Origin of the sequence: uncultured Aliivibrio sp. (assembly GCF_946479765.1) — a bacterium.
Classification (GTDB): Bacteria; Pseudomonadota; Gammaproteobacteria; order Enterobacterales; family Vibrionaceae; genus Aliivibrio.
In genome coordinates, this window is record NZ_CAMLHO010000036.1 from 12,362 (window position 1) to 32,443 (window position 20,082).

Annotated in this window: 19 protein-coding genes; 12 read left to right on the plus strand and 7 right to left on the minus strand. The window is 38.7% G+C overall.

Going from position 1 to position 20,082, the window contains the following annotated elements; translation table 11 throughout:
* The first annotated feature begins 68 nt into the window (after positions 1 to 68).
* From ffh to tyrA, 7 genes are all read left to right on the plus strand, one after another.
* Positions 69 to 1,448: a signal recognition particle protein gene (gene ffh / locus Q1K78_RS13090; RefSeq protein WP_300179507.1), complete on the plus strand. Its 1,380-nt coding sequence runs from the start codon at positions 69 to 71 to the stop codon at positions 1,446 to 1,448.
* Between the two features lie 259 nt (positions 1,449 to 1,707).
* Positions 1,708 to 1,956, plus strand: a complete 249-nt coding sequence (gene rpsP, locus Q1K78_RS13095) for a 30S ribosomal protein S16 (protein ID WP_026025303.1) — start codon at positions 1,708 to 1,710, stop codon at positions 1,954 to 1,956.
* Positions 1,957 to 1,982: 26 nt separating this feature from the next.
* Positions 1,983 to 2,510 (plus strand): ribosome maturation factor RimM, encoded by a 528-nt coding sequence (rimM, locus tag Q1K78_RS13100; protein ID WP_300179512.1) that lies wholly within the window; start codon positions 1,983 to 1,985, stop codon positions 2,508 to 2,510.
* Between the two features lie 22 nt (positions 2,511 to 2,532).
* Positions 2,533 to 3,273: a tRNA (guanosine(37)-N1)-methyltransferase TrmD gene (gene trmD, locus Q1K78_RS13105; protein ID WP_300179514.1), complete on the plus strand. Its 741-nt coding sequence runs from the start codon at positions 2,533 to 2,535 to the stop codon at positions 3,271 to 3,273.
* Between the two features lie 49 nt (positions 3,274 to 3,322).
* Positions 3,323 to 3,676 (plus strand): 50S ribosomal protein L19, encoded by a 354-nt coding sequence (gene rplS / locus Q1K78_RS13110; RefSeq protein ID WP_300179516.1) that lies wholly within the window; start codon positions 3,323 to 3,325, stop codon positions 3,674 to 3,676.
* A 215-nt stretch (positions 3,677 to 3,891) separates the two neighbouring features.
* A complete protein-coding gene (locus Q1K78_RS13115; protein WP_300179519.1) occupies positions 3,892 to 4,965 on the plus strand; it encodes a 3-deoxy-7-phosphoheptulonate synthase in 1,074 nt (357 codons plus the stop codon).
* Between the two features lie 6 nt (positions 4,966 to 4,971).
* A complete protein-coding gene (tyrA, locus tag Q1K78_RS13120; RefSeq protein ID WP_300179522.1) occupies positions 4,972 to 6,105 on the plus strand; it encodes a bifunctional chorismate mutase/prephenate dehydrogenase in 1,134 nt (377 codons plus the stop codon).
* A 67-nt stretch (positions 6,106 to 6,172) separates the two neighbouring features.
* Here tyrA and Q1K78_RS13125 read toward each other — a convergent pair whose 3' ends face one another.
* From Q1K78_RS13125 to ettA, 3 genes are all read right to left on the minus strand, one after another.
* Positions 6,173 to 7,186 carry a M23 family metallopeptidase gene (locus tag Q1K78_RS13125; RefSeq protein ID WP_300179525.1) on the minus strand — a complete coding sequence of 338 codons (1,014 nt, stop codon included), beginning with the start codon at positions 7,184 to 7,186 and terminating at the stop codon, positions 6,173 to 6,175.
* Positions 7,187 to 7,206: 20 nt separating this feature from the next.
* The gene (locus Q1K78_RS13130; RefSeq protein ID WP_300179528.1) at positions 7,207 to 7,569 is read right to left on the minus strand and encodes a PilZ domain-containing protein; all 363 of its coding nucleotides are present in this window, start codon (positions 7,567 to 7,569) and stop codon (positions 7,207 to 7,209) included.
* A gap of 125 nt (positions 7,570 to 7,694) precedes the next feature.
* Positions 7,695 to 9,362, minus strand: a complete 1,668-nt coding sequence (gene ettA, locus Q1K78_RS13135) for an energy-dependent translational throttle protein EttA (protein ID WP_300179531.1) — start codon at positions 9,360 to 9,362, stop codon at positions 7,695 to 7,697.
* Positions 9,363 to 9,533: 171 nt separating this feature from the next.
* Between ettA and sltY the strand changes: the two genes are divergently transcribed.
* Complete coding sequence (gene sltY, locus Q1K78_RS13140) at positions 9,534 to 11,483, plus strand: murein transglycosylase (RefSeq protein WP_300179534.1); 1,950 nt, start codon at positions 9,534 to 9,536, stop codon at positions 11,481 to 11,483.
* A gap of 67 nt (positions 11,484 to 11,550) precedes the next feature.
* Entirely contained in the window at positions 11,551 to 11,877 is a 327-nt protein-coding gene (trpR, locus tag Q1K78_RS13145) for a trp operon repressor (RefSeq protein WP_300179537.1), read from the plus strand.
* Here trpR and yjjX read toward each other — a convergent pair.
* The 4 genes from yjjX to bamD form a co-directional block, all read right to left on the minus strand.
* Positions 11,846 to 12,364, minus strand: coding sequence for an inosine/xanthosine triphosphatase (gene yjjX / locus Q1K78_RS13150; protein WP_300179540.1), 519 nt, complete (start codon positions 12,362 to 12,364; stop codon positions 11,846 to 11,848). The two genes, trpR and yjjX, sit on opposite strands and share 32 nt — an antisense overlap.
* A gap of 90 nt (positions 12,365 to 12,454) precedes the next feature.
* Positions 12,455 to 13,633, minus strand: coding sequence for a prephenate dehydratase (pheA, locus tag Q1K78_RS13155; RefSeq protein ID WP_300179543.1), 1,179 nt, complete (start codon positions 13,631 to 13,633; stop codon positions 12,455 to 12,457).
* A gap of 120 nt (positions 13,634 to 13,753) precedes the next feature.
* Complete coding sequence (raiA, locus tag Q1K78_RS13160; RefSeq protein ID WP_300179546.1) at positions 13,754 to 14,116, minus strand: ribosome-associated translation inhibitor RaiA; 363 nt, start codon at positions 14,114 to 14,116, stop codon at positions 13,754 to 13,756.
* Positions 14,117 to 14,480: 364 nt separating this feature from the next.
* The gene (gene bamD, locus Q1K78_RS13165) at positions 14,481 to 15,206 is read right to left on the minus strand and encodes an outer membrane protein assembly factor BamD (RefSeq protein WP_300179549.1); all 726 of its coding nucleotides are present in this window, start codon (positions 15,204 to 15,206) and stop codon (positions 14,481 to 14,483) included.
* Positions 15,207 to 15,367: 161 nt separating this feature from the next.
* On the opposite strand from bamD, the gene rluD reads away from it, so the two are divergent.
* The 3 genes from rluD to clpB all read left to right on the plus strand — a co-directional run bounded on the left by rluD (position 15,368) and on the right by clpB (position 19,753).
* Entirely contained in the window at positions 15,368 to 16,342 is a 975-nt protein-coding gene (gene rluD / locus Q1K78_RS13170; RefSeq protein ID WP_300179551.1) for a 23S rRNA pseudouridine(1911/1915/1917) synthase RluD, read from the plus strand.
* A complete protein-coding gene (pgeF, locus tag Q1K78_RS13175; protein ID WP_300179553.1) occupies positions 16,342 to 17,073 on the plus strand; it encodes a peptidoglycan editing factor PgeF in 732 nt (243 codons plus the stop codon). The genes rluD and pgeF overlap by 1 nt, the downstream gene beginning before the upstream one ends.
* A 94-nt stretch (positions 17,074 to 17,167) precedes the next feature.
* Positions 17,168 to 19,753: an ATP-dependent chaperone ClpB gene (gene clpB, locus Q1K78_RS13180; protein ID WP_300179556.1), complete on the plus strand. Its 2,586-nt coding sequence runs from the start codon at positions 17,168 to 17,170 to the stop codon at positions 19,751 to 19,753.
* Positions 19,754 to 20,082: the final 329 nt, after the last annotated feature.

The window sequence follows — 20,082 nt, forward strand, 5'->3', positions numbered from 1 at the left end:
AAAATTTTAATTATAACGTCTCAGATTTAGGTATAATCGAGAAATGGTCGCAAAGTAGGCGCAGGAATATGTTTGATAATTTAACGGATAGACTATCCAAAACCCTGAAAAACATCAGTGGTAAAGGTCGATTAACAGAAGACAATATTAAAGAAACATTACGTGAAGTTCGTATGGCACTCTTAGAGGCTGACGTTGCTTTACCTGTTGTTCGTGATTTTGTTAAACGAGTAAAAGAAAATGCGGTTGGTGTTGAGGTTTCAAAAAGCCTAACACCAGGGCAAGAATTCATAAAGATCGTTCAGTCTGAGCTAGTCTCTATAATGGGGGACTCTAATGAAGCCCTTAATTTAGCGAGTCAGCCTCCAGCGGTTATTTTAATGGCAGGTTTACAAGGTGCAGGTAAAACAACCAGTACTGCTAAACTAGCTAAGCTATTAAAAGAAAGAGATAAAAAGAAAGTACTTGTTGTATCTGCCGATGTATATCGTCCAGCTGCGATTAAGCAGCTAGAAATGCTAGCTGGAGAAGTTGAGGTAGATTTCTTCCCATCAAGTGCCGATCAAAAACCGATTGATATTGTTGATGGTGCAATCAGCCATGCAAAATTAAAGTTCTTTGACGTAGTCATCGTCGATACAGCAGGTCGTTTAGCTGTTGATACTGAAATGATGGATGAAATCAAACAACTTCACGCACACGTAAATCCAATTGAAACCTTGTTTGTTGTTGATGCAATGACGGGGCAAGATGCGGCGAATACCGCAAAAGCATTTGGTGACACGTTACCATTAACGGGTGTTATCTTAACAAAAGTTGATGGTGATGCTCGTGGTGGTGCCGCGCTATCTGTTCGTCATATTACCGGTAAACCTGTCAAATTTTTAGGTGTTGGTGAGAAAACGGATGCATTAGAACCTTTCCACCCAGAACGTATTGCTTCTCGTATTTTAGGTATGGGTGATGTTCTTTCTTTAATTGAAGATTTAGAGAAAAACGTTGATAAAGAAAAAGCAGAAAGGTTAGCGAAAAAGTTCAAAGAAAAGAAAGGCTTTGATCTTGAAGATTTCCGAGAACAACTTGGTCAGATGAAGAACATGGGCGGCATGATGGGCATGATGGATAAACTTCCAGGCATGTCTCAGCTACCGGATAATGTTAAAGATAAAGTTGATGATAAAATGTTCCATCAAATGGAAGCTATTATTAACTCAATGACATTAAAAGAGCGTGAGCGTCCAGAACTAATCAAAGGATCACGTAAAAAACGTATTGCAGCAGGTTCTGGTACTCAAGTACAAGATGTGAACCGAATGTTGAAACAGTTTACTCAAATGCAGAAAATGATGAAAAAAATGCAGAAGGGTGGAATGAAAGGCATGATGCGTAATATGCAAGGTATGATGGGTGGTGGTGGCATGGGCGGTATGGGTGGCTTTGGTCGCTAACTGTTATTCTCACTACTAAAATGTACTAACAAGATATTAAGGTGCGACAAGTTAATTTATTGATAAATTTAACCTAGCGCACCTTTTTTACCTGATTTTTTCACCAATTACATAAATAATTGGCGAAAAAGTAGCTAAAGCCCTTGCATTGAAAGCTCATAAGAGTAAAATTCCGGGGCTTTATTTTGGCACGAGGGCTCAATAAAATTGTTATTTTTTGAGCCAATTTAATTTTTGTACGAAGCAAATAGAGGACGATATGGTTACCATTCGTTTGGCACGTCACGGCGCTAAGAAGCGTCCATTTTATCAAATCGTAGTAGCGGACAGCCGTTTTAAATCAACTGGTCGTTACATTGAGAAAGTAGGCTTCTTTAACCCTACAGCACAAGGTCAAGAAGAAGGTCTTCGTTTAGATCTTGATCGCGTTAACCATTGGGTTGGTTTAGGCGCTGGTCTTTCTGATCGTGTAGCTAAGCTAGTTAAAGACGCTAACAAAGCGGCTTAATTTAGTTGGTTAAAGGTAAAGATTTTATGAGTAAGCAAGACGAAGTAATTGTTGTAGGTAAGTTCGGTGCTTCCTATGGTATTCGTGGATGGTTGAAAGTAGTTTCTTTTACTGATCAACCTGAAAGCATTTTCGACTACAAACCGTTACTTATTAAAGTAAAAGATGAGTGGGTCGAGTTTTCAGTCGAAAGCTGGAAACGTCATAAAGGTTTGGTGTGCAAACTGGAAGGGTTAGAAGTTAGAGAAGAAGCTCAAGCTTATACTAATCTGGAAATTGCAGTTAAAGCAGATGCACTACCTGAGCTGTCAGAAGATGAATTCTACTGGCGTGAATTGTTTGGTATGGAAGTAGTTACAAGCCAAGGTTACGCCCTAGGTATTGTTGACGATATATTTGAAACCGGATCAAACGATGTTCTTGTAGTCAAAGCAAACCTGAAAGATGCTTTTGGTAAAAAGGAACGTTTGATTCCTTTTATTGATGAGCAAGTGATCAAATTAATTGATCGTGAGGCTCAACGGATCGAAGTTGACTGGGAACCTGGGTTCTAAACCCTAGGTAAAGCGAGGGCACATGTGGGTTGGGGTTATAAGCCTATTTCCTGAAATGTTCCGTTCGGTTACCGATTTTGGGGTAACTAGCCAAGCAATTAAAAAAGGTCTTTTATCTATAGAGACATGGAATCCTAGAGATTTCACTCAAGATAAACATCGCACTGTTGATGACAGACCTTATGGTGGTGGTCCTGGTATGTTAATGATGGTTCAGCCTTTGCGCGACGCCATTACCGCAGCCAGAGAAGCCGCACCAGGCAAAACGAAAGTGATTTACCTTTCACCTCAAGGCCGTACGCTGAATCAAGCTGGTGTTGAGGAGTTAGCAACAACTGAGAATTTAATTCTTATTTGTGGCCGATACGAAGGTGTAGATGAGCGCATAATACAATCAGAAGTTGACGAAGAATGGTCAATTGGCGATTTTGTGCTTACAGGTGGGGAACTCCCTGCTATGACGTTAATTGATTCTGTCTCTCGGTTTGTTCCGGGTGTGCTAGGAGATTTTGCGTCCGCCGAAGAAGATTCTTTTGCAGACGGTTTGTTAGATTGTCCACACTATACAAGACCTGAGGTTTTGGATGGTAAGGAAGTACCTAGTGTACTTAAATCTGGGAATCATAAAGATATCGCTCGTTGGCGAATGAAACAATCGTTAGGCCGTACTTGGTTAAGAAGACCAGAGCTCCTGGGAAATCTAGCTCTGACTGACGAACAGGAATTATTGCTAGCTGAATTTGTTCGTGAAGAACATCAGTAAAGTAAGTAATTAAGAAATTTAGTATCAGTTTATTCTAGGATATACAAAAATGAGCAACATCATTAAAGCAATTGAAGATGCGCAACTAAAGCAAGATCTACCTAAGTTTTCACCAGGTGATACTGTTATAGTTCAAGTTAAAGTAAAAGAAGGTGACCGTGAGCGTCTACAGGCTTTCGAAGGCGTTGTAATCGCTATTCGTAACCGTGGTCTTCACTCTGCGTTTACTGTACGTAAAATTTCTAACGGTGAAGGTGTTGAGCGTACGTTCCAAACTCACTCTCCAGTCGTTAACAGCATCGAAGTTAAGCGTCGCGGTGCAGTACGTCGTGCCAAGTTGTACTACCTGCGTGAGCGTTCTGGTAAATCAGCTCGTATCAAAGAGAAGCTGACTAAAAAGTAACGCACACGAGAACGTTTCTCAAATGTGCTATAGAGGTGTGCTGTTATCAGCGCACCTTTTTTTGTGCCTACAAAATATTGTAAACTAATATTTACATTTTAATTATTTTGTATTTAATCTATTACAGGTGTTGATTTTTACTCTATAACTGTTAAATTATTCCTACTTGTCTTAGAAAGACTATTAATGGAAATAAAAGTTTACAGGTGTAGAAGATGAAAAAAAGCGAATTAAGCAATATCAATATTAGTGACGAACAAGTACTGATCACGCCACAAGAATTAAAAAATAAAATCCCACTAAGCGATAGTGCTCGCCAGTTTATTCAACAATCTCGCCAAATTATTTCAAATATTATTCATAAAGAAGATCATCGTTTATTGATCGTTTGTGGTCCATGTTCAATTCATGATATCGACGCCGCGAAAGAATACGCGAAGCGCCTGAAGGTGATCTCTGAAGATCTTAAAGATCAGCTTTATATTGTTATGCGTGTTTACTTTGAAAAGCCAAGAACAACGGTCGGCTGGAAAGGGTTAATTAATGACCCTCACTTGGATGGTACTTTTGATATTGACTATGGTCTGCATTCAGCACGACAGCTTTTAGTTGATCTTGCTGAAATGGAAATTCCATTAGCAACAGAGGCGCTAGACCCAATTAGCCCACAATACATCGGTGATACTTTTAGTTGGGCTGCGATTGGTGCTCGTACTACTGAATCACAAACTCACCGTGAAATGGCAAGTGGCCTTTCAGTTCCTGTTGGGTTTAAGAATGGTACTGATGGCAGTTTGTCGACGTCAATTAATGCAATGCAGGCGGCAGCGTCAAGTCATCGTTTTATGGGGATTAATAATGAAGGTCAAGTTGCATTGTTAACCACGCAAGGTAATCCAAATGGTCATGTAATTTTACGTGGTGGTAAGCAGACAAACTATGATTCAGTTTCTGTGACTGAATGTGAAGAAGAGTTAGCAAAATCTAATCTTGATTCTGCATTAATGATTGACTGTAGCCATGCTAATTCTCGTAAAGATTACCGTCGTCAGCCCTTGGTTGCAGAAGATGTGATTCATCAGATCCGTGAAGGTAATAAATCGATTATCGGTTTGATGATTGAAAGTCATTTAAATGAAGGTAATCAACCTTCAGATATCCCATTATCAGAGATGAAATATGGGGTGTCTATCACGGATGCGTGTATCAATTGGGGATCAACTGAGGCACTATTACGTCATACTCATAAAGAATTAATTCCAGTATTGGAAGAGCGTTTAAAAGGATAGAACGAGATGGCGGTAGAACTGAGTCATTTACGCGATCAAATTGATGCGGTAGATAAACAAATGTTGGATCTTTTGTCTCAACGACTGCATCTAGTTGAGCTGGTTGGTGAAGTTAAGAGTGCTCATGGATTACCCATTTATGACCCAAGTCGAGAAGCAGCAATGCTTGCCTCAAGGCGACAGGAAGCTGAAAAAAAAGGGATCCCGCCATCCTTAATTGAAGATATTTTACGCCGTATCATGCGAGAGTCTTACAGCAGTGAAAATGACTCAGGTTTTAAATGTTTAAACCCTGAATTAAGACCGATTGTTATTGTTGGGGGTAATGGACAGCTTGGCGGTTTATTTGCCAAAATGTTCCGATTATCAGGCTATGAGGTTCGAATTCTTGGTAGTAAAGATTGGGATAATGCAGGGACGATTTTAGACGGTGCAGGAATGGTTGTTGTTACTGTTCCTATTAACTTAACCGTTGACGTGATCAATAAACTGTCAGGGTTGCCAGAAGATTGTATTTTGTGTGATCTAACTTCAATAAAGAAGAAGCCACTACAAGCAATGATGGATATACATAAAGGTCCAGTCGTTGGCTTGCACCCAATGTTTGGCCCTGATATTCCAAGTTTAGCGAAACAAGTGATTGTCATGTGTGATGGTCGTAATAAAGAAAGTTACGCTTGGCTTAAAAATCAGTTTGAAATTTGGGGGGCAATTGTTCGTGATATCTCAGCAACAGAGCACGATCATGGTATGACATTAATCCAAGCTCTGCGCCACTTTACCTCATTTGCTTATGGTCAACACCTTGCTAAAGAAAACCCAGATATTGAACAGCTACTTAATTTAAGTTCTCCAATTTATCGTTTAGAACTACTTATGGTAGGGCGACTGTTTGCACAAGATCCTAACCTATATGCTGATATCATTCTTTCTTCTGATGAAAATATTGAAATGATAAAGCGATTCCATCAGCGTTTTGGTGATGCGATTTCGTTATTAGAAAATCATAACCGAGCTGGCTTTATTGATAACTTTAAAGAAGTCGAACATTGGTTTGGGGATTATGCAGAGCAGTTCCTAATTGAAAGTAAGAGCTTACTCAGACAAGCGAATGATTCAATTCATCGTGAAAGAACCTAATATAACGACGAATGGAAAGCAAAAAAGGTGAGCGCTTGCTCACCTTTTTGTATTTATTATAGATGAATTATTGAGTTAATTGCGTTGTTGCTTGCTGTTCAGCTTTTACGGTATTAATGGCTTCAACTTGTTCAAGCGTTGGTTTTTGAGTCAATTTTAGTTGCAGTTTTACCATGTTATTCATGATTTCAACTAACGGACTCCATTTAACACTTCGTTCTTTTTCAAATAAACTCTCAAAGTGCTCTGGTGTCCAATCGATAAATGATTGAGGGTTTAGCACTCTACCTAGGAATCGTACTTCATAATGTAAGTGTGGCCCTGTTGAATTACCAGAATTACCACAGGTAGCGATCAATTCCCCTTTCTTTACAAATTGACCAGAGCGAACTTTAAATTTTTGTAGGTGAGCATACATGGTCATAAACCCAAAAGAGTGCTGAACTTTTAGTAAATTACCATAGCCTTTATTACTCGGGCGGGCGAGTTCAATAACCCCATCAGCAGGAGCGTAAATTTCTGTACCGCGTTTACAGGTAAGATCTTGACCTAAATGTCGCTGTCTTTTTCCTGAAATAGGGTTGGTTCTTTTGCCGAAACTGGATGAATTTCTAATGAAATTAATGGGAGTATCGTTTGGAATTAAACGAAACATAGTTGCTCTTACCGCAGAGTCGATAGCGGCTACATCTAAGCGTTGCTCTAGCGTCTTCTCTGTTAATAAAGATTCTTCATCAGATACTTCTTGTAATCCAAGCACTGATTCAACATCTTCAACCCGTTGACTTATAAGTATAAATTCATTTTCTTTTGCTTCAAGTTGTTGAGTTAATTCATGATTGCTATGGTTGTTGTCAATAATAAGCTTATTGAGATTACGATTATAATCTTGCAGTTGAGCAATGGCTAATTCAGAGGCTTGTTGTTTTTGATAAAAATAATGCAAGCCAAAGCAACTGAGTGTAAATGAACCAACGCCAAGCAAGAGAGATAAAATAACAAGGTTCTTCCGTTTAGGGGTGATAGCGAAGAGACGCGTTCCTTTATTGTGAGAAACGGAAATACGAATTTTATCTGGCATAGGAATAACAACTTATTACTTTAGGTTAATGTAGTTAATTCTGATAGTTGGCGTAACAACAGATCGCTGTTACCGACATTGAGTTCTATTAGACGTTTAAGGTGGCTAATACTATCAATATCTATGTGACGAATACAGAGCCTTAGGGTGTTATTTGTTTTCTTAATGAGTTCGCATTCAGCAATAATATCGATATCGCTTTCATTTAGTGTGAAGCGTACATTTAATTCGGTATTTAGTTCAGCATCGCAGTCGTGATTTAATTCGACAAGTAAGCCATGTAAAGACAAGTCAATTAATGAGCCATCCCACTGTGTATTCCCGTGTAAGAGAGTGACATCCGCTTGGTATACGACTCGAGAAAATTTACGTCGTTCGATCATAATACTATCCTTATATTATTGGCCTGACATCTAAGTATGATATTTGGTTTGTTATAAGTCTAATAAAAAGGCCGTAATAATACGGCCCTTATGATAAACATCAAACTATATGATAAACAAATCGACTATTTAGTCATACGTTTGTATTTAACACGGTGAGGTTCAGCAGCTTGAGCGCCAAGTGTTTTCTTTAACCAATCGCTGTATTCAGTGTAGTTACCTTCAAAGAAGCTTACTTGACCTTCGTCACGATAATCTAGAATATGTGTAGCAATACGGTCTAAGAACCAACGGTCATGCGAGATAACCATTGCACAGCCTGGGAACTCAAGAAGTGCTTCTTCTAATGCTCGTAATGTTTCAACATCCAAGTCATTGGTTGGCTCATCGAGTAACAATACGTTGCCGCCGGTTTTTAGCAGTTTTGCTAAGTGAACACGGTTACGCTCACCACCAGATAGATCTCCAATAATTTTTTGTTGGTCATTACCACGGAAGTTAAAGCGAGAACAGTACGCACGTGCCGGAATTTCGTAATTATTGATTTTGATGATCTCTGCACCTTCAGAGATTTCTTGGTAAACTGTTTTCGTATTGTCCATGCTGTCACGGAACTGATCAACAGAAGCAAGTTTAACTGTCTCACCCAATACAATAGAACCTGAATCAGCTTCTTCTGCACCACTTAGCATTTTAAATAGCGTTGATTTACCTGCACCATTGGCGCCGATAATACCTACGATAGCGCCTTTAGGCATACTGAATGATAAATTATCAATTAGTACACGATCACCAAACGATTTCGTTAAGTTAGTTACTTCAAGAACTTTATCACCTAAACGTTCACCTGGTGGGATGAACAGTTCGTTAGTTTCATTACGTTTCTGATGATCAGTGTTTTGTAATTCTTCAAAACGAGCCATACGTGCTTTTGATTTTGCTTGGCGGCCTTTTGGATTTTGACGAACCCATTCAAGCTCTTTTTCTATCGTTTTTTGACGAGCGTTTTCTTTAGATGATTCTTGTTTTAGACGTTCATCTTTTTGCTCTAGCCAAGACGTATAATTACCTTCCCATGGGATACCTTCACCACGGTCAAGTTCAAGGATCCAACCTGCTGCATTATCTAGGAAATAACGGTCATGGGTAATTGCCACAACAGTACCTGAATACTCAACAAGGAAGTGCTCAAGCCAAGCCACTGATTCTGCATCAAGGTGGTTGGTTGGCTCATCAAGAAGGAGCATGTCTGGTTTTTCAAGAAGTAGACGACAAATCGCAACGCGACGACGCTCACCACCAGATAGGAATTCGATTTTTGCATCCCACTCAGGAAGGCGTAATGCATTCGCAGCACGCTCTAAAGCATTCTCAAGATTATGACCATCTTTAGCTTGAATTAGTGCTTCAAGCTCACCTTGCTCTTTTGCAAGGGCATCAAAATCTGCATCTTCTTCAGCATACGCTGCGTACACAGCATCAAGACGAGTTAATGCACCAGCAACATCTGAAACGGCTTCTTCTACAATTTCACGGACTGTTTTTGATTCATCTAAAACAGGCTCTTGTGGTAGGTAGCCAATTTTTAATCCAGCTTGTGGGCGAGCTTCACCATCAATATCTGTATCTAAACCAGCCATAATGCGAAGTAGTGTTGATTTACCTGAACCATTTAGGCCAAGAACACCAATTTTTGCACCAGGGAAGAAACTAAGAGAAATGTCTTTCAGGATTTGTCTTTTAGGAGGAACAATTTTGCTCACTCGTGACATTGTATATACGTATTCAGCCATAATCACTTATTTAGAGTAGGTTAACGGAAATATAATTTTACTATTTATGATACATAGTTTAACACTCATTTTTGCAGTTACTAGGGTAATATAAGCAAACTCAAAGAAGAATTAGAGAGTTGTTTAACTCTGTCTCATATCAGTGCGTTGATGAAAAGGTTGGAAAGTTAGGTGTTTAAAGAATCAATGAAATACACACAACAAAAGTTAGGGATGATGGCCGTGTTGTGCATTGGTATGAGTGTGCATACCGTTAAGGCATTATCGATAGATGAGTCACGAATTCAATATCAAGAAGCAAAGGAGTTGCTTAATGAAAAGAAGTTCGATGAATACGTAAAAGTGAGAGAGGACTTAGGTGATTATCCGCTTGCTCCTTATTTAGATTATCGTGAATTTCGAATGGATTTGAGATCTAAAACACCAGATGATATCCGAGTATTTAGGCATGCTCATAAAACGTTAGCTATTGGTAATGCTCTAGATTATCAATATTTAGTGGTACTCGGTTTGAATGAACGCTGGACTGAATTTCTTGATTATTTCCCTAATGAACCAAGCAGTAACAATCTACAATGTTATTACTACCAAGCAAAAAATGAGCTTGGAGATAAAAAAACAGCATGGAAAGGTGCTGAAAAATTATGGCTAACGGGTGGATCTGTTACTTATGAGTGTGATGATTTATTTAAAGCGTGGTCTGATGCCGGTAAGTTAACGGATGAGTTAATTATAGATCGCATGTTGTTGGTTTATAAGGCTCGTAATAACAGCTTATTTTCTTATTTAGAGAAGATGCTTAAATCGGATAGTTCAAAAGGTGAAGCTAAAGAGATCATTACGCTATTTAATGATCCAGATTTACTATTGTCTTTTTCCAATGAAAACAAAGCGTCTGATTTTACAAAAAAATTAACGTTAATCGCGATGGAGCGAGAAGGTCTAATTAATCCTAAAAAAGCAATTGAAATGTTTCCTGATATTGCGAAAAAGCAACGTTATTCGAAAGATGAGCGGGTAAAAATAATTCATCGAATAGTCAGTAGTATTATGTCGACCAGTTCTGATGAACTAGCACAATGGAGAGATACACAGCTTGAGCAATATCCTGAAGATTCTTATATTGAACGCCGTATTCGTGTAGCAATCCGTGCTGTTGATTGGGATGATATGAGTAAATGGATGGGATATTTAACACCAGAAAGCAAAGCGTCACTGCGCTGGCAGTTCTGGCAAGCGCGTATTGACTATGAAAATGGTGAACAAGACAAAGCTGACGCTAGATTAAGAAAACTGCTTGGGCAGCGTAATTTTTACAGTGTAGCTGCGGCAAATATCTTAGGTGAGCCGATTCAATACCCAATGAATAAAGCCCCAAATAATATTAACCCCGTAAAAGAAAAATATAAGAATGAGTTAGCTCGAGTTAAAGAGCTGATTGCTATTGACGAAATATCAACAGCGAAAAGTGAGTGGGAATATTTACTAAATCGAGCATCTAAAACAGAAGTGAAAGAGCTTGCGAGTTATGCAGCTCAACACCGTTGGAATCACTTTACTGTGCTAGCTACTATTAAAGGAAAAATGTGGGGATATTTAAGCTTACGTTTTCCTATAGCACATCAGTGGTGGTTCGGACATTACAGTAAAGAACTCGGGTTAGATAAAATCACACTGATGTCACTTTCTAGACAAGAGAGTGGTTTATACGTAGAAGCTCAATCACCTGTTGGTGCTCGTGGTTTAATGCAAATTATGCCAGCAACGGCAAAGTATACTGCGAAGAAGATTGAATACGATAAATATAAAGGTGTTGATAGCCTCAATGATGTTAATGTGAATATTCATATAGGGTCGAATTATCTAAAAGGATTATTAGATGATTATGATGGAAATCGGATCTTTGCTTTAGCGGGTTATAATGCGGGTCCTCATCGTGTGAAGCGATGGAGAGCAGTCTCTAATGAAAAATTAGATGCCTATGCATTTATAGAAGCTATCCCTTTTAAAGAAACACGCGGTTACGTACAAAATATTTTGATGTTTGAAACGTATTACCGCAGTTTACTTGGCGAAAAAGGGCCTTTCTTAACAGAGAAAGAACTGAATTTAGAGTATTAATTATTTTGGATTGATTATAAAGTAGGGGGCCTAGTGCTCCCTTTTTTATTATTGTAATGAGGATTTTATGTCAGGTTCAGCAAAATATTCAGATTGGTCGCAAGTGATGGCATTGATAGCTAATGCAGCAGAGCAAGATAAGCATCAATCTTTATTGACTATGTTGATGACCCCTGATGAGCGTGATGCCTTAGTTGCACGAGTCAATATTTGTCATGAGTTATTGCAAGGGGAATTTAGCCAAAGACAGATCAGTCAATTACTGGGTGTCGGTATTGCTACGATAACTCGAGGATCGAATGAATTAAAAAGCCATACCCATGATGAAAAAGAATGGCTAATGGAACTCCTTCAACAAAGTGCTAAAAGCGGTCAGGATGAAGAAAAGGAATAAGGGCAAGGAGTAATGCTTGTTGATATACAGAGCTTCTAGTAAGTAGGTTATTGGTTAATAGGCCAATAGCCCCTCCTTTCTGTTTTATATTGTCTGTATTAAATTGTTCATCCATCACATCACCGAGTTCTTTGCCTTGATTGACTGCCGCGATGACTGCTGGTGGAAGGGGTAAACTCGACGATCTTGATTCTCCAATCATCTCTCCATTATCAATAATCATCCAGGCAAATGTTGCTGAGTTCTCTATACCTGCTTCTAAACCCACATAATAATGAGCATTGGGATGTAATGCCTTGGCATTATTCACTCTATTGATTGCCCCTTGTTTAGTCTCAATACAGCTCATCGGCTGATCGGAAACCTCACTATTAACTGAGACCCCTTCAAAAACAAAATCCATAACAGGAAATGCTTGAGTAAATGCTGATTCGACAGCGTGTATTTTCGCGGGGTTAAGTGATGCAACGATAATTTTATGTGTCATACGACGACGAAATTCCTTATATCAATTAACTGATACAATTTATGTATCAGCTGATCCAAATCGTTATTGAAGTTTATTAAGTTGGCGGTGCTATTTAATTTGAGGAATATCTGTAGGCGTTACATTTTCTATAGGGTAGCAGCCCAATACTTTTAAATATTGAGTTATGGATGTCAGCTCTTCAATCGCCGAGCTCATCGCCTCGGATTTCAGGTGCGCTTGTAAATCAATATAAAACATCTCTTCCCAAGGATTCCCCATAATAGGGCGAGACTCTAATTTACTCATATTAATGCCATACTTGCGTAGAACTAATAGGGATTCAACCAGAGATCCTGCATCTTGAGATGTTGACATAATCAATGTGGTTTTCGCCGGAATTTGTTCTGAAACATCTACAGGTTTTCTTGCGACAACAATAAAGCGAGTTTGATTTTCAGTTTGATTTGAAATATTAGTAATTAAGGATTGCAGACCATAAAGTTTACCACTGTCAGAGTTACCTATAGCAGCAACATGTGGTGAGTTGATGTCTTTTACAGCAATCATGGCATCAGCAGTGCTTGAACACGAGATTAATTCGACATTCTCTAGGCGGTGTAAAAACTCGCTGCATTGTTCATGAGGTTGCGGGTGAGAATAAAGCGTCTTAATTGATTCTAGAGTCGTATCTGTGGTGGTTAATAAGCAATGTTCAATTTGCTGAGTGAGCTCACCTACAATGTATAAACTGGTATGTTGTAGAAGGTCGTATACTTCATTTATTGAGCCGGAACTGGTGTTTTCAATAGGTAGGACACCATAATCAGCATGGCCTGATTCGACGGTTTTTATTACTTCTCTAAAATTGTCACAACCCAGCTCTGCTAATTCGGTATTTTTCTTACTGAAATAACGACGGCTAGCTAAATTAGAATATGACCCTTTTGAACCTAGGTAAGCAACTCTTGCTACTGGTTTTCTGCTTAATTCTGGATTGGTTAGGTTTTGAAAGTATTCTTGTTGTAATAAAACTGAATCTTCAATAATCGTGTGGAATAGCTGAGTTATATAGTAAGCATCAAGATCGAATGCTTTGCCATTTTTAATTAATTTAACTAGGAGCTGTTGTTCGCGTTTTGGATCACGCACAGGTTTTGCAGTTTGAACTTTGCTCTTAGCCACTTCAAGACTGAGTTTACGGCGTTCAGAAAACAGTGTTAATAATTCATTATCAAGATCATTGAGGCGTAAACGAATCTCGTCGAGAGAATAGTGAGTATCAGTCATGAATATGCAAACCTAGTAGATTAAGAGTTAATTTACCATAAAGGAATTAGTAAGTTTGCGTCAAGAAAAAACAGCGCTCAAATGAGCGCTGTTTCAGAAAATAGTGAGTTGACGATTTGACTACTGTTCGTATTCCTCTTCTAGGTCAACTTCTGGCTCTTCAACGATAGGAGCTTGAGCATGAGTTGCTCGACGTGCTTCGCCTTTGTGTTGCAGCTTATCTAGTTGGCGTTCTAGTTTTTGATACATTTCTCTAATTGCACCAAATAGATCTTCTTGTTCTGCAGAAGCGGCAACTTTACCACCAGCGATAGTTATATGTGCTTCTACTTTATGTTTACCATTTGCGCGTTGTGTAACGCTAGCGTGACGTCCAATAATGTCTAGATTTCTTTTTTCTTCTAGCTTTTTAAATTTCCCTTCAATACGTTCACGGATGCCTGGAGTGATGTCAATGTTGTTACCAGTGATTTCTACTTTCATATGATTTTCCTCATCTCTGCCCCGTTTGGCATGTATTCAGATTACGGATCTGCAGTAAAAATAAAGTGATCTAGATCACTATTTTAAAGTGTTTTATCGAGAAGGTTAATGAATGTGATCTCAGGCAAGTCGTTCAGATTTATTTTGAAAAAAAACTTGATGAATTGGGTAAAGTAGGTAGATTGGAAGGATTGGTTACTAGAAATTATTGTTTTTAGGGCTATATTTCAACCCATTGTTTTATCTGGTTAATTTTTAGTCGTATGGTTTTTTTGAGCTCACTCACTTTAGTACTATAAATACAGACAATAAAAAAGCCGCACTTTAATTCAAAAGTGCGGCTTTTTGCTTTCCGGCATATATCCTATTGAGGATTCAATGCGATTAATTCTTCCGTGCGTTTTACGGCGTCATCCAGTTTCAATTCTTTATATGCAGCAAGCATGATAGTTAATGATTTTCTTGCCGCTTCTGTATCTGGGTAAGTTCTTTGTAGTTCTTGGCTACGATTGATCGCTGAAATCCAAGCTTCTCGGCGTAGATAAAAATCTGCGGTTGCTAATTCATAGTCAGCGAGACGATTCTTTAATGAGAACATACGTGTTTGTGCATCTTCTGCGTATAAGCTGTCAGGATAGCGATCTAATAAGCGTTTAAAATCTTTGAACGCTGCACGTGCTGGTTCTGGATCTCTATCAGAGCGATCAACTCGAAATAAATCGTGCATAAAGCTACGGTCTTGAGCCATATGAGTCAGGCCACGCATGTACAATACCCAATCAGCTTTTGGGTGCGTTGGGTTCAAACGATTAAATCGCTCAATAGTTGCCAAGCCTAATGCCAAATCATCATTTTTGTAATATACGTAAATAAGATCGAGTTGAACTTGCTCTGAATAGGCACCAAAAGGGTAACGAGAATCTAATGCTTCAAGGCGTTCGGTTGCACTTGTCCAATTACCAGCCTGTAAAGATACTTGAGCCTGAGAATATAATTCTGATGGTGGGATATCAGGGATAACATCATCACTGCTTGAGCAACCAACCAGTAAAGATACGGCTAATAATGAAGAAAGTGTTAAGCGTTTCATGCTTGAAAATGATCCTTGACTAAAAAAACTGAAGTTATCCATTACGAAATGCGTCGTTAACAGATACAATGGTAGATAGTTTATTTCACTTACAGTGTTGATGATACCAAATATGATGTATTTGTTTGGTATTAGTACCACTAAATTTAAAAAAGTTCGGTATGGCACAACAAATAGAGTTAACAAGCACAGTAAAAGATAGCCAATTGGGTCAACGCTTAGATCAAGCTGCGGCTGAATTATTTTCTGATTTTTCTCGTTCTCGTATTAAAGAGTGGATACTCGCGGGTAGCATTTCGGTTAACGGAGAAGTGATCTCTAAAGCTCGTGTAAAAATGATGGGCGGAGAAGAAATCGTAGTAAAAGCGGAATTAGAAGATGAAGAGCGTTGGTTAGCTCAAGATATTCCTCTTGAAATTGTATACGAAGATGATGACATATTAGTAATTAATAAGCCTCGTGATCTTGTTGTACATCCAGGTGCAGGTACACCTGATGGCACAATACTGAATGCATTGTTGTTTCATTACCCAAGCATTGCAGAAGTACCTCGCGCAGGTATCGTGCACCGTCTAGATAAAGATACTACTGGTTTAATGGTAGTAGCTAAAACAGTACCAGCTCAAACACGTTTAGTTCGTGCGCTGCAAAAGCGTAAGATTACTCGTGAATATGAAGCGATAGTATTAGGTCGTATGACGGCTGGCGGCATGATTGAAAAGCCAATCGGACGTCACCCGCAAAAACGTACGTTAATGGCAGTACATGAATTAGGTAAAGATGCAGTAACGCATTACCGTGTTGCAGAGCATTTCCGTATTCATACACGTCTACGTTTACGTCTTGAAACCGGTCGTACTCACCAAATTCGTGTGCATATGTCTTACCTTCAACATCCATTAGTTGGTGATACCGCTTATGGTGGTCGTGCTCGTATCCCTAAAGGTGCGTCACAAGAATTGATTGATATGATCCGTGGCTTTAACCGTCAAGCCCTGCATGCGGCTATGTTACGTTTTGATCATCCAATTACAGGTGAAGTGATGGAATTCCATGCGCCGATTCCTGACGATATTATTGCTCTAGCTCAAGCATTACGCGACGATGAGCGTTTATTGCATGAAGAAGAGTATTAATGTCACTATTATCACCAAAATGGTCTGCCCCTAAAAATATTAACGTAGTTAGTACTACTCGTGTTGGTGGTGTATCTAAAACACCATTTACGAGTTTTAATTTAGGTGATCATGTTGGTGATAACAACAATGATGTTGTGCTCAATCGTGAAAAATTGATTACGTTGGCGCAGTTACCCGCTGCACCAACGTGGTTAAATCAGATCCATTCAACTGAAGTAATTACTCTTCCTCATATGGGTTTAATTAATCCACCTTCTGTTGATGCCGTTTATACGAATAAAGCCAATCAAGTTTGTTGTGTAATGACAGCAGATTGCTTGCCTGTTGTTATTTGTAATAGAGAAGGAACCGAAGTCGCTGCTGCTCATGCTGGATGGCGTGGTCTTCTTGATGGTATTTTAGAAAATACAGTGAAGCATTTTTCTTCCAATGATCTCATTGCGTGGTGCGGACCAGCGATTGGGCCTACTGCATTTGAAGTTGGTGATGAAGTTAAGCAACAGTTTTGTGAGAAAGATCCCCAAGCAGTAAATGCCTTTATTCCAAGTGATAACCCAAATAAATGGTTAGCTAATTTAGATTTACTTGCCACTCAGCGCTTACAGAGTGTTGGTGTTCAAGACGTTTACTATTCAAACCTTTGTACCTATTCAAATACAGATCAATTTTTCTCTTATAGAAGAGAGGGAGAGACAGGTCGTCAAGCGACTTTAATTTGGTTCGAATAATCCCTTTTATTTCCATTCCCATCAGTTGATTTCTACCGCACTAAACCCCATTTAAGTAGTAATAGTTACTTACTTTTCTCTGTAGGAGAGGGTTATGCGTTTAGATCGATTTACCAGTAAATTTCAAGTCGCCATTTCAGATGCTCAATCATTAGCATTAGGTCAAGATCATCAATATATAGAACCAACTCACCTGATGGTGGCTTTATTAAATCAAAATGGCAGTACAATTAGGCCATTATTGACATTGCTTAATGTTGATGTAACTCAACTTCGCTCAAATCTTTCAGAAATTCTAGATAAAGCACCAAAAGTAACGGGCATTGGTGGTGACGTTCAGTTGTCATCAAACATGGGTATTATTTTTAATCTGTGCGATAAAATAGCTCAGAAACGTAAAGATGCTTATATCTCCTCTGAAATATTCATGCTTGCAGCTATCGAAGATAAAGGCCCATTAGGCCATTTATTTAGGGAGCTTGGACTTACTGAAGCTAAAATTTCCAAATCGATTGATGAGATCCGTGGTGGCGAGAAAATAAATGATCAAAATGCAGAAGAAAAGCGTCAAGCATTAGAAAAATTTACCGTTGATCTGACCGAACGTGCAGAGCAAGGGAAGTTAGATCCTGTTATTGGTCGTGATGATGAAATACGCCGGACAATTCAAGTACTTCAAAGACGAACTAAAAATAACCCTGTCATTATTGGTCAGCCAGGTGTTGGTAAAACTGCGATTGTAGAAGGGCTAGCTCAACGAATCATTAACGGTGAAGTACCTGAAGGCTTAAAGCATAAAAGAGTGTTGTCTTTAGATATTGGCGCGTTGGTTGCGGGTGCTAAATTTCGTGGTGAATTTGAAGAACGCTTAAAAGCCGTTTTAAATGAACTGGCAAAAGAAGAAGGTAATATCATTCTCTTTATTGATGAAGTTCATACCATGGTAGGGGCTGGTAAAGGTGAAGGGTCTATGGATGCCGGAAATATGCTAAAACCAGCATTAGCTCGTGGTGACTTACATTGTGTCGGTGCAACAACGTTAGATGAATATCGTAAATATATAGAAAAAGATCCAGCATTAGAAAGACGTTTTCAAAAAGTTATTGTTGATGAGCCAACGGTAGAAGATACGATCGCTATATTACGTGGTTTGAAAGAGCGTTATGAGATCCATCATCATGTTGAAATTACGGACCCAGCTATTGTTGCCGCTGCGACCCTGTCTCATCGCTATATATCAGATAGACAATTGCCAGATAAAGCCATTGATCTTATTGATGAGGCTGCATCAAGTATTCGAATGGAAATTGATTCAAAACCAGAGTCGCTTGATAAGCTTGATCGCAAGATTATTCAATTAAAAATAGAGCAGAAAGCGTTAGTTAAAGAAAGTGATGATGCTAGCTTGAAGCGTTTGGATTCTCTCAACCTTGAATTAAGAGAGAAGGAACGTGATTATTCTGAATTAGAGGAAGTCTGGAAAGCTGAAAAAGCGGCGCTTTCTGGGACTCAGCATATAAAAACAGAGTTAGATATAGCAAGAAGTAATATGGATATCGCCCGACGTGCCGGAGATCTTAACCGCATGTCTGAGTTGCAGTATGGACGTATTCCTGAATTAGAAAAACAGTTAGATCTTGCAGCACAAGCTGAAATGCAAGAAATGAGCCTACTAAAGAATAAAGTGACTGACAGTGAAATTGCAGAAGTCCTTTCTCGCCAGACTGGAATTCCAGTCAATAAAATGTTGGAAGGTGAAAGAGATAAGCTATTAAAGATGGAGGAAGAACTTCACCATCGAGTAATAGGGCAAGCTGAAGCGGTTGAAGCGGTATCTCATGCAATTAGAAGAAGCCGTGCGGGATTGTCAGATCCAAATAGACCAATAGGTTCTTTCTTATTTTTAGGTCCTACAGGTGTTGGTAAAACTGAGTTGTGTAAATCATTAGCAAACTTCATGTTTGATAGTGAAGATGCCATGGTTCGTATTGATATGTCGGAGTTTATGGAGAAGCACTCTGTAGCAAGACTTGTTGGTGCACCTCCTGGTTATGTTGGTTACGAAGAAGGTGGTTATTTAACTGAAGCGGTTAGACGTAAACCTTATTCGGTTTTATTACTTGATGAAGTAGAGAAAGCACATCCAGATGTATTTAATATTTTATTACAAGTATTAGATGATGGACGATTAACTGATGGTCAGGGTCGTACGGTTGATTTTAAAAATACCGTTATTATTATGACGTCGAATTTAGGCTCTGACAAAATCCAACAACATTTTGGTGATTTGGATTATGAAGGTATTAAAGCATTAGTTATGGAAGTGGTTGGTCAGCACTTTAGACCTGAATTCTTAAATCGAATTGATGAAACGGTAGTTTTTCATCCTTTAGCTCAGGAACACATTAAAAATATAGCGTCTATTCAATTATTGCGTTTAGAGAAGCGTTTAAATGATAAGGATTACCAGCTAGAAGTATCAAGTGAAGCATTAGATTTAATTGCTAAAGCTGGGTTTGATCCTGTTTATGGAGCAAGGCCATTAAAGCGAGCAATTCAAACTTATATTGAGAACCCTTTAGCTCAAGATATTTTGAGTGGAAAATTGAGAACGGGCGAAGTGATTAAATTAAAAGTTAAGAATGATCAGCTCATAGCTACGCAAAATGATGACTTTTGATGGTAAAATAAGCAGCTTGAGTTAATTGCAATCATCTAGACTATTTTTACTAAAAAATAGTTGCATGAAAAAAAAGAATCTCTATAATCTCGCCTCACTGACACGGAGCTTATGAGTTAAATCAAAGCTAAGTATCTAGTGAGGTTTTTTTAATTACTTAGTAAATTAAGTGCTTGACACTGAGTATTAAGTGAGTATTATGACCGTCCGCTTCAAGAGAAAGCCGAAAGGCTTCGAAAATTGAAGTTTGCTCTTTAAAAATTTGAAACCTATTAATCTGTGTGGGCACTTGTGAGTTGATAATCACTAGTTTGCATTTACTTTTCGGA

Excerpts from the sequence above, each read along its gene's own strand:
- ffh (WP_300179507.1), top strand. The coding sequence starts at position 69 with ATGTTTGATAATTTAACGGATAGACTATCCAAAACCCTGAAAAACATC.
- rpsP (WP_026025303.1), top strand. The coding sequence starts at position 1,708 with ATGGTTACCATTCGTTTGGCACGTCACGGCGCTAAGAAGCGTCCATTT.
- rimM (WP_300179512.1), top strand. The coding sequence starts at position 1,983 with ATGAGTAAGCAAGACGAAGTAATTGTTGTAGGTAAGTTCGGTGCTTCC.
- trmD (WP_300179514.1), top strand. The coding sequence starts at position 2,533 with ATGTGGGTTGGGGTTATAAGCCTATTTCCTGAAATGTTCCGTTCGGTT.
- rplS (WP_300179516.1), top strand. The coding sequence starts at position 3,323 with ATGAGCAACATCATTAAAGCAATTGAAGATGCGCAACTAAAGCAAGAT.
- Q1K78_RS13115 (WP_300179519.1), top strand. The coding sequence starts at position 3,892 with ATGAAAAAAAGCGAATTAAGCAATATCAATATTAGTGACGAACAAGTA.
- tyrA (WP_300179522.1), top strand. The coding sequence starts at position 4,972 with ATGGCGGTAGAACTGAGTCATTTACGCGATCAAATTGATGCGGTAGAT.
- Q1K78_RS13125 (WP_300179525.1), bottom strand. The coding sequence starts at position 7,186 with ATGCCAGATAAAATTCGTATTTCCGTTTCTCACAATAAAGGAACGCGT.
- Q1K78_RS13130 (WP_300179528.1), bottom strand. The coding sequence starts at position 7,569 with ATGATCGAACGACGTAAATTTTCTCGAGTCGTATACCAAGCGGATGTC.
- ettA (WP_300179531.1), bottom strand. The coding sequence starts at position 9,362 with ATGGCTGAATACGTATATACAATGTCACGAGTGAGCAAAATTGTTCCT.
- trpR (WP_300179537.1), top strand. The coding sequence starts at position 11,551 with ATGTCAGGTTCAGCAAAATATTCAGATTGGTCGCAAGTGATGGCATTG.
- yjjX (WP_300179540.1), bottom strand. The coding sequence starts at position 12,364 with ATGACACATAAAATTATCGTTGCATCACTTAACCCCGCGAAAATACAC.
- pheA (WP_300179543.1), bottom strand. The coding sequence starts at position 13,633 with ATGACTGATACTCACTATTCTCTCGACGAGATTCGTTTACGCCTCAAT.
- raiA (WP_300179546.1), bottom strand. The coding sequence starts at position 14,116 with ATGAAAGTAGAAATCACTGGTAACAACATTGACATCACTCCAGGCATC.
- bamD (WP_300179549.1), bottom strand. The coding sequence starts at position 15,206 with ATGAAACGCTTAACACTTTCTTCATTATTAGCCGTATCTTTACTGGTT.
- rluD (WP_300179551.1), top strand. The coding sequence starts at position 15,368 with ATGGCACAACAAATAGAGTTAACAAGCACAGTAAAAGATAGCCAATTG.
- pgeF (WP_300179553.1), top strand. The coding sequence starts at position 16,342 with ATGTCACTATTATCACCAAAATGGTCTGCCCCTAAAAATATTAACGTA.
- clpB (WP_300179556.1), top strand. The coding sequence starts at position 17,168 with ATGCGTTTAGATCGATTTACCAGTAAATTTCAAGTCGCCATTTCAGAT.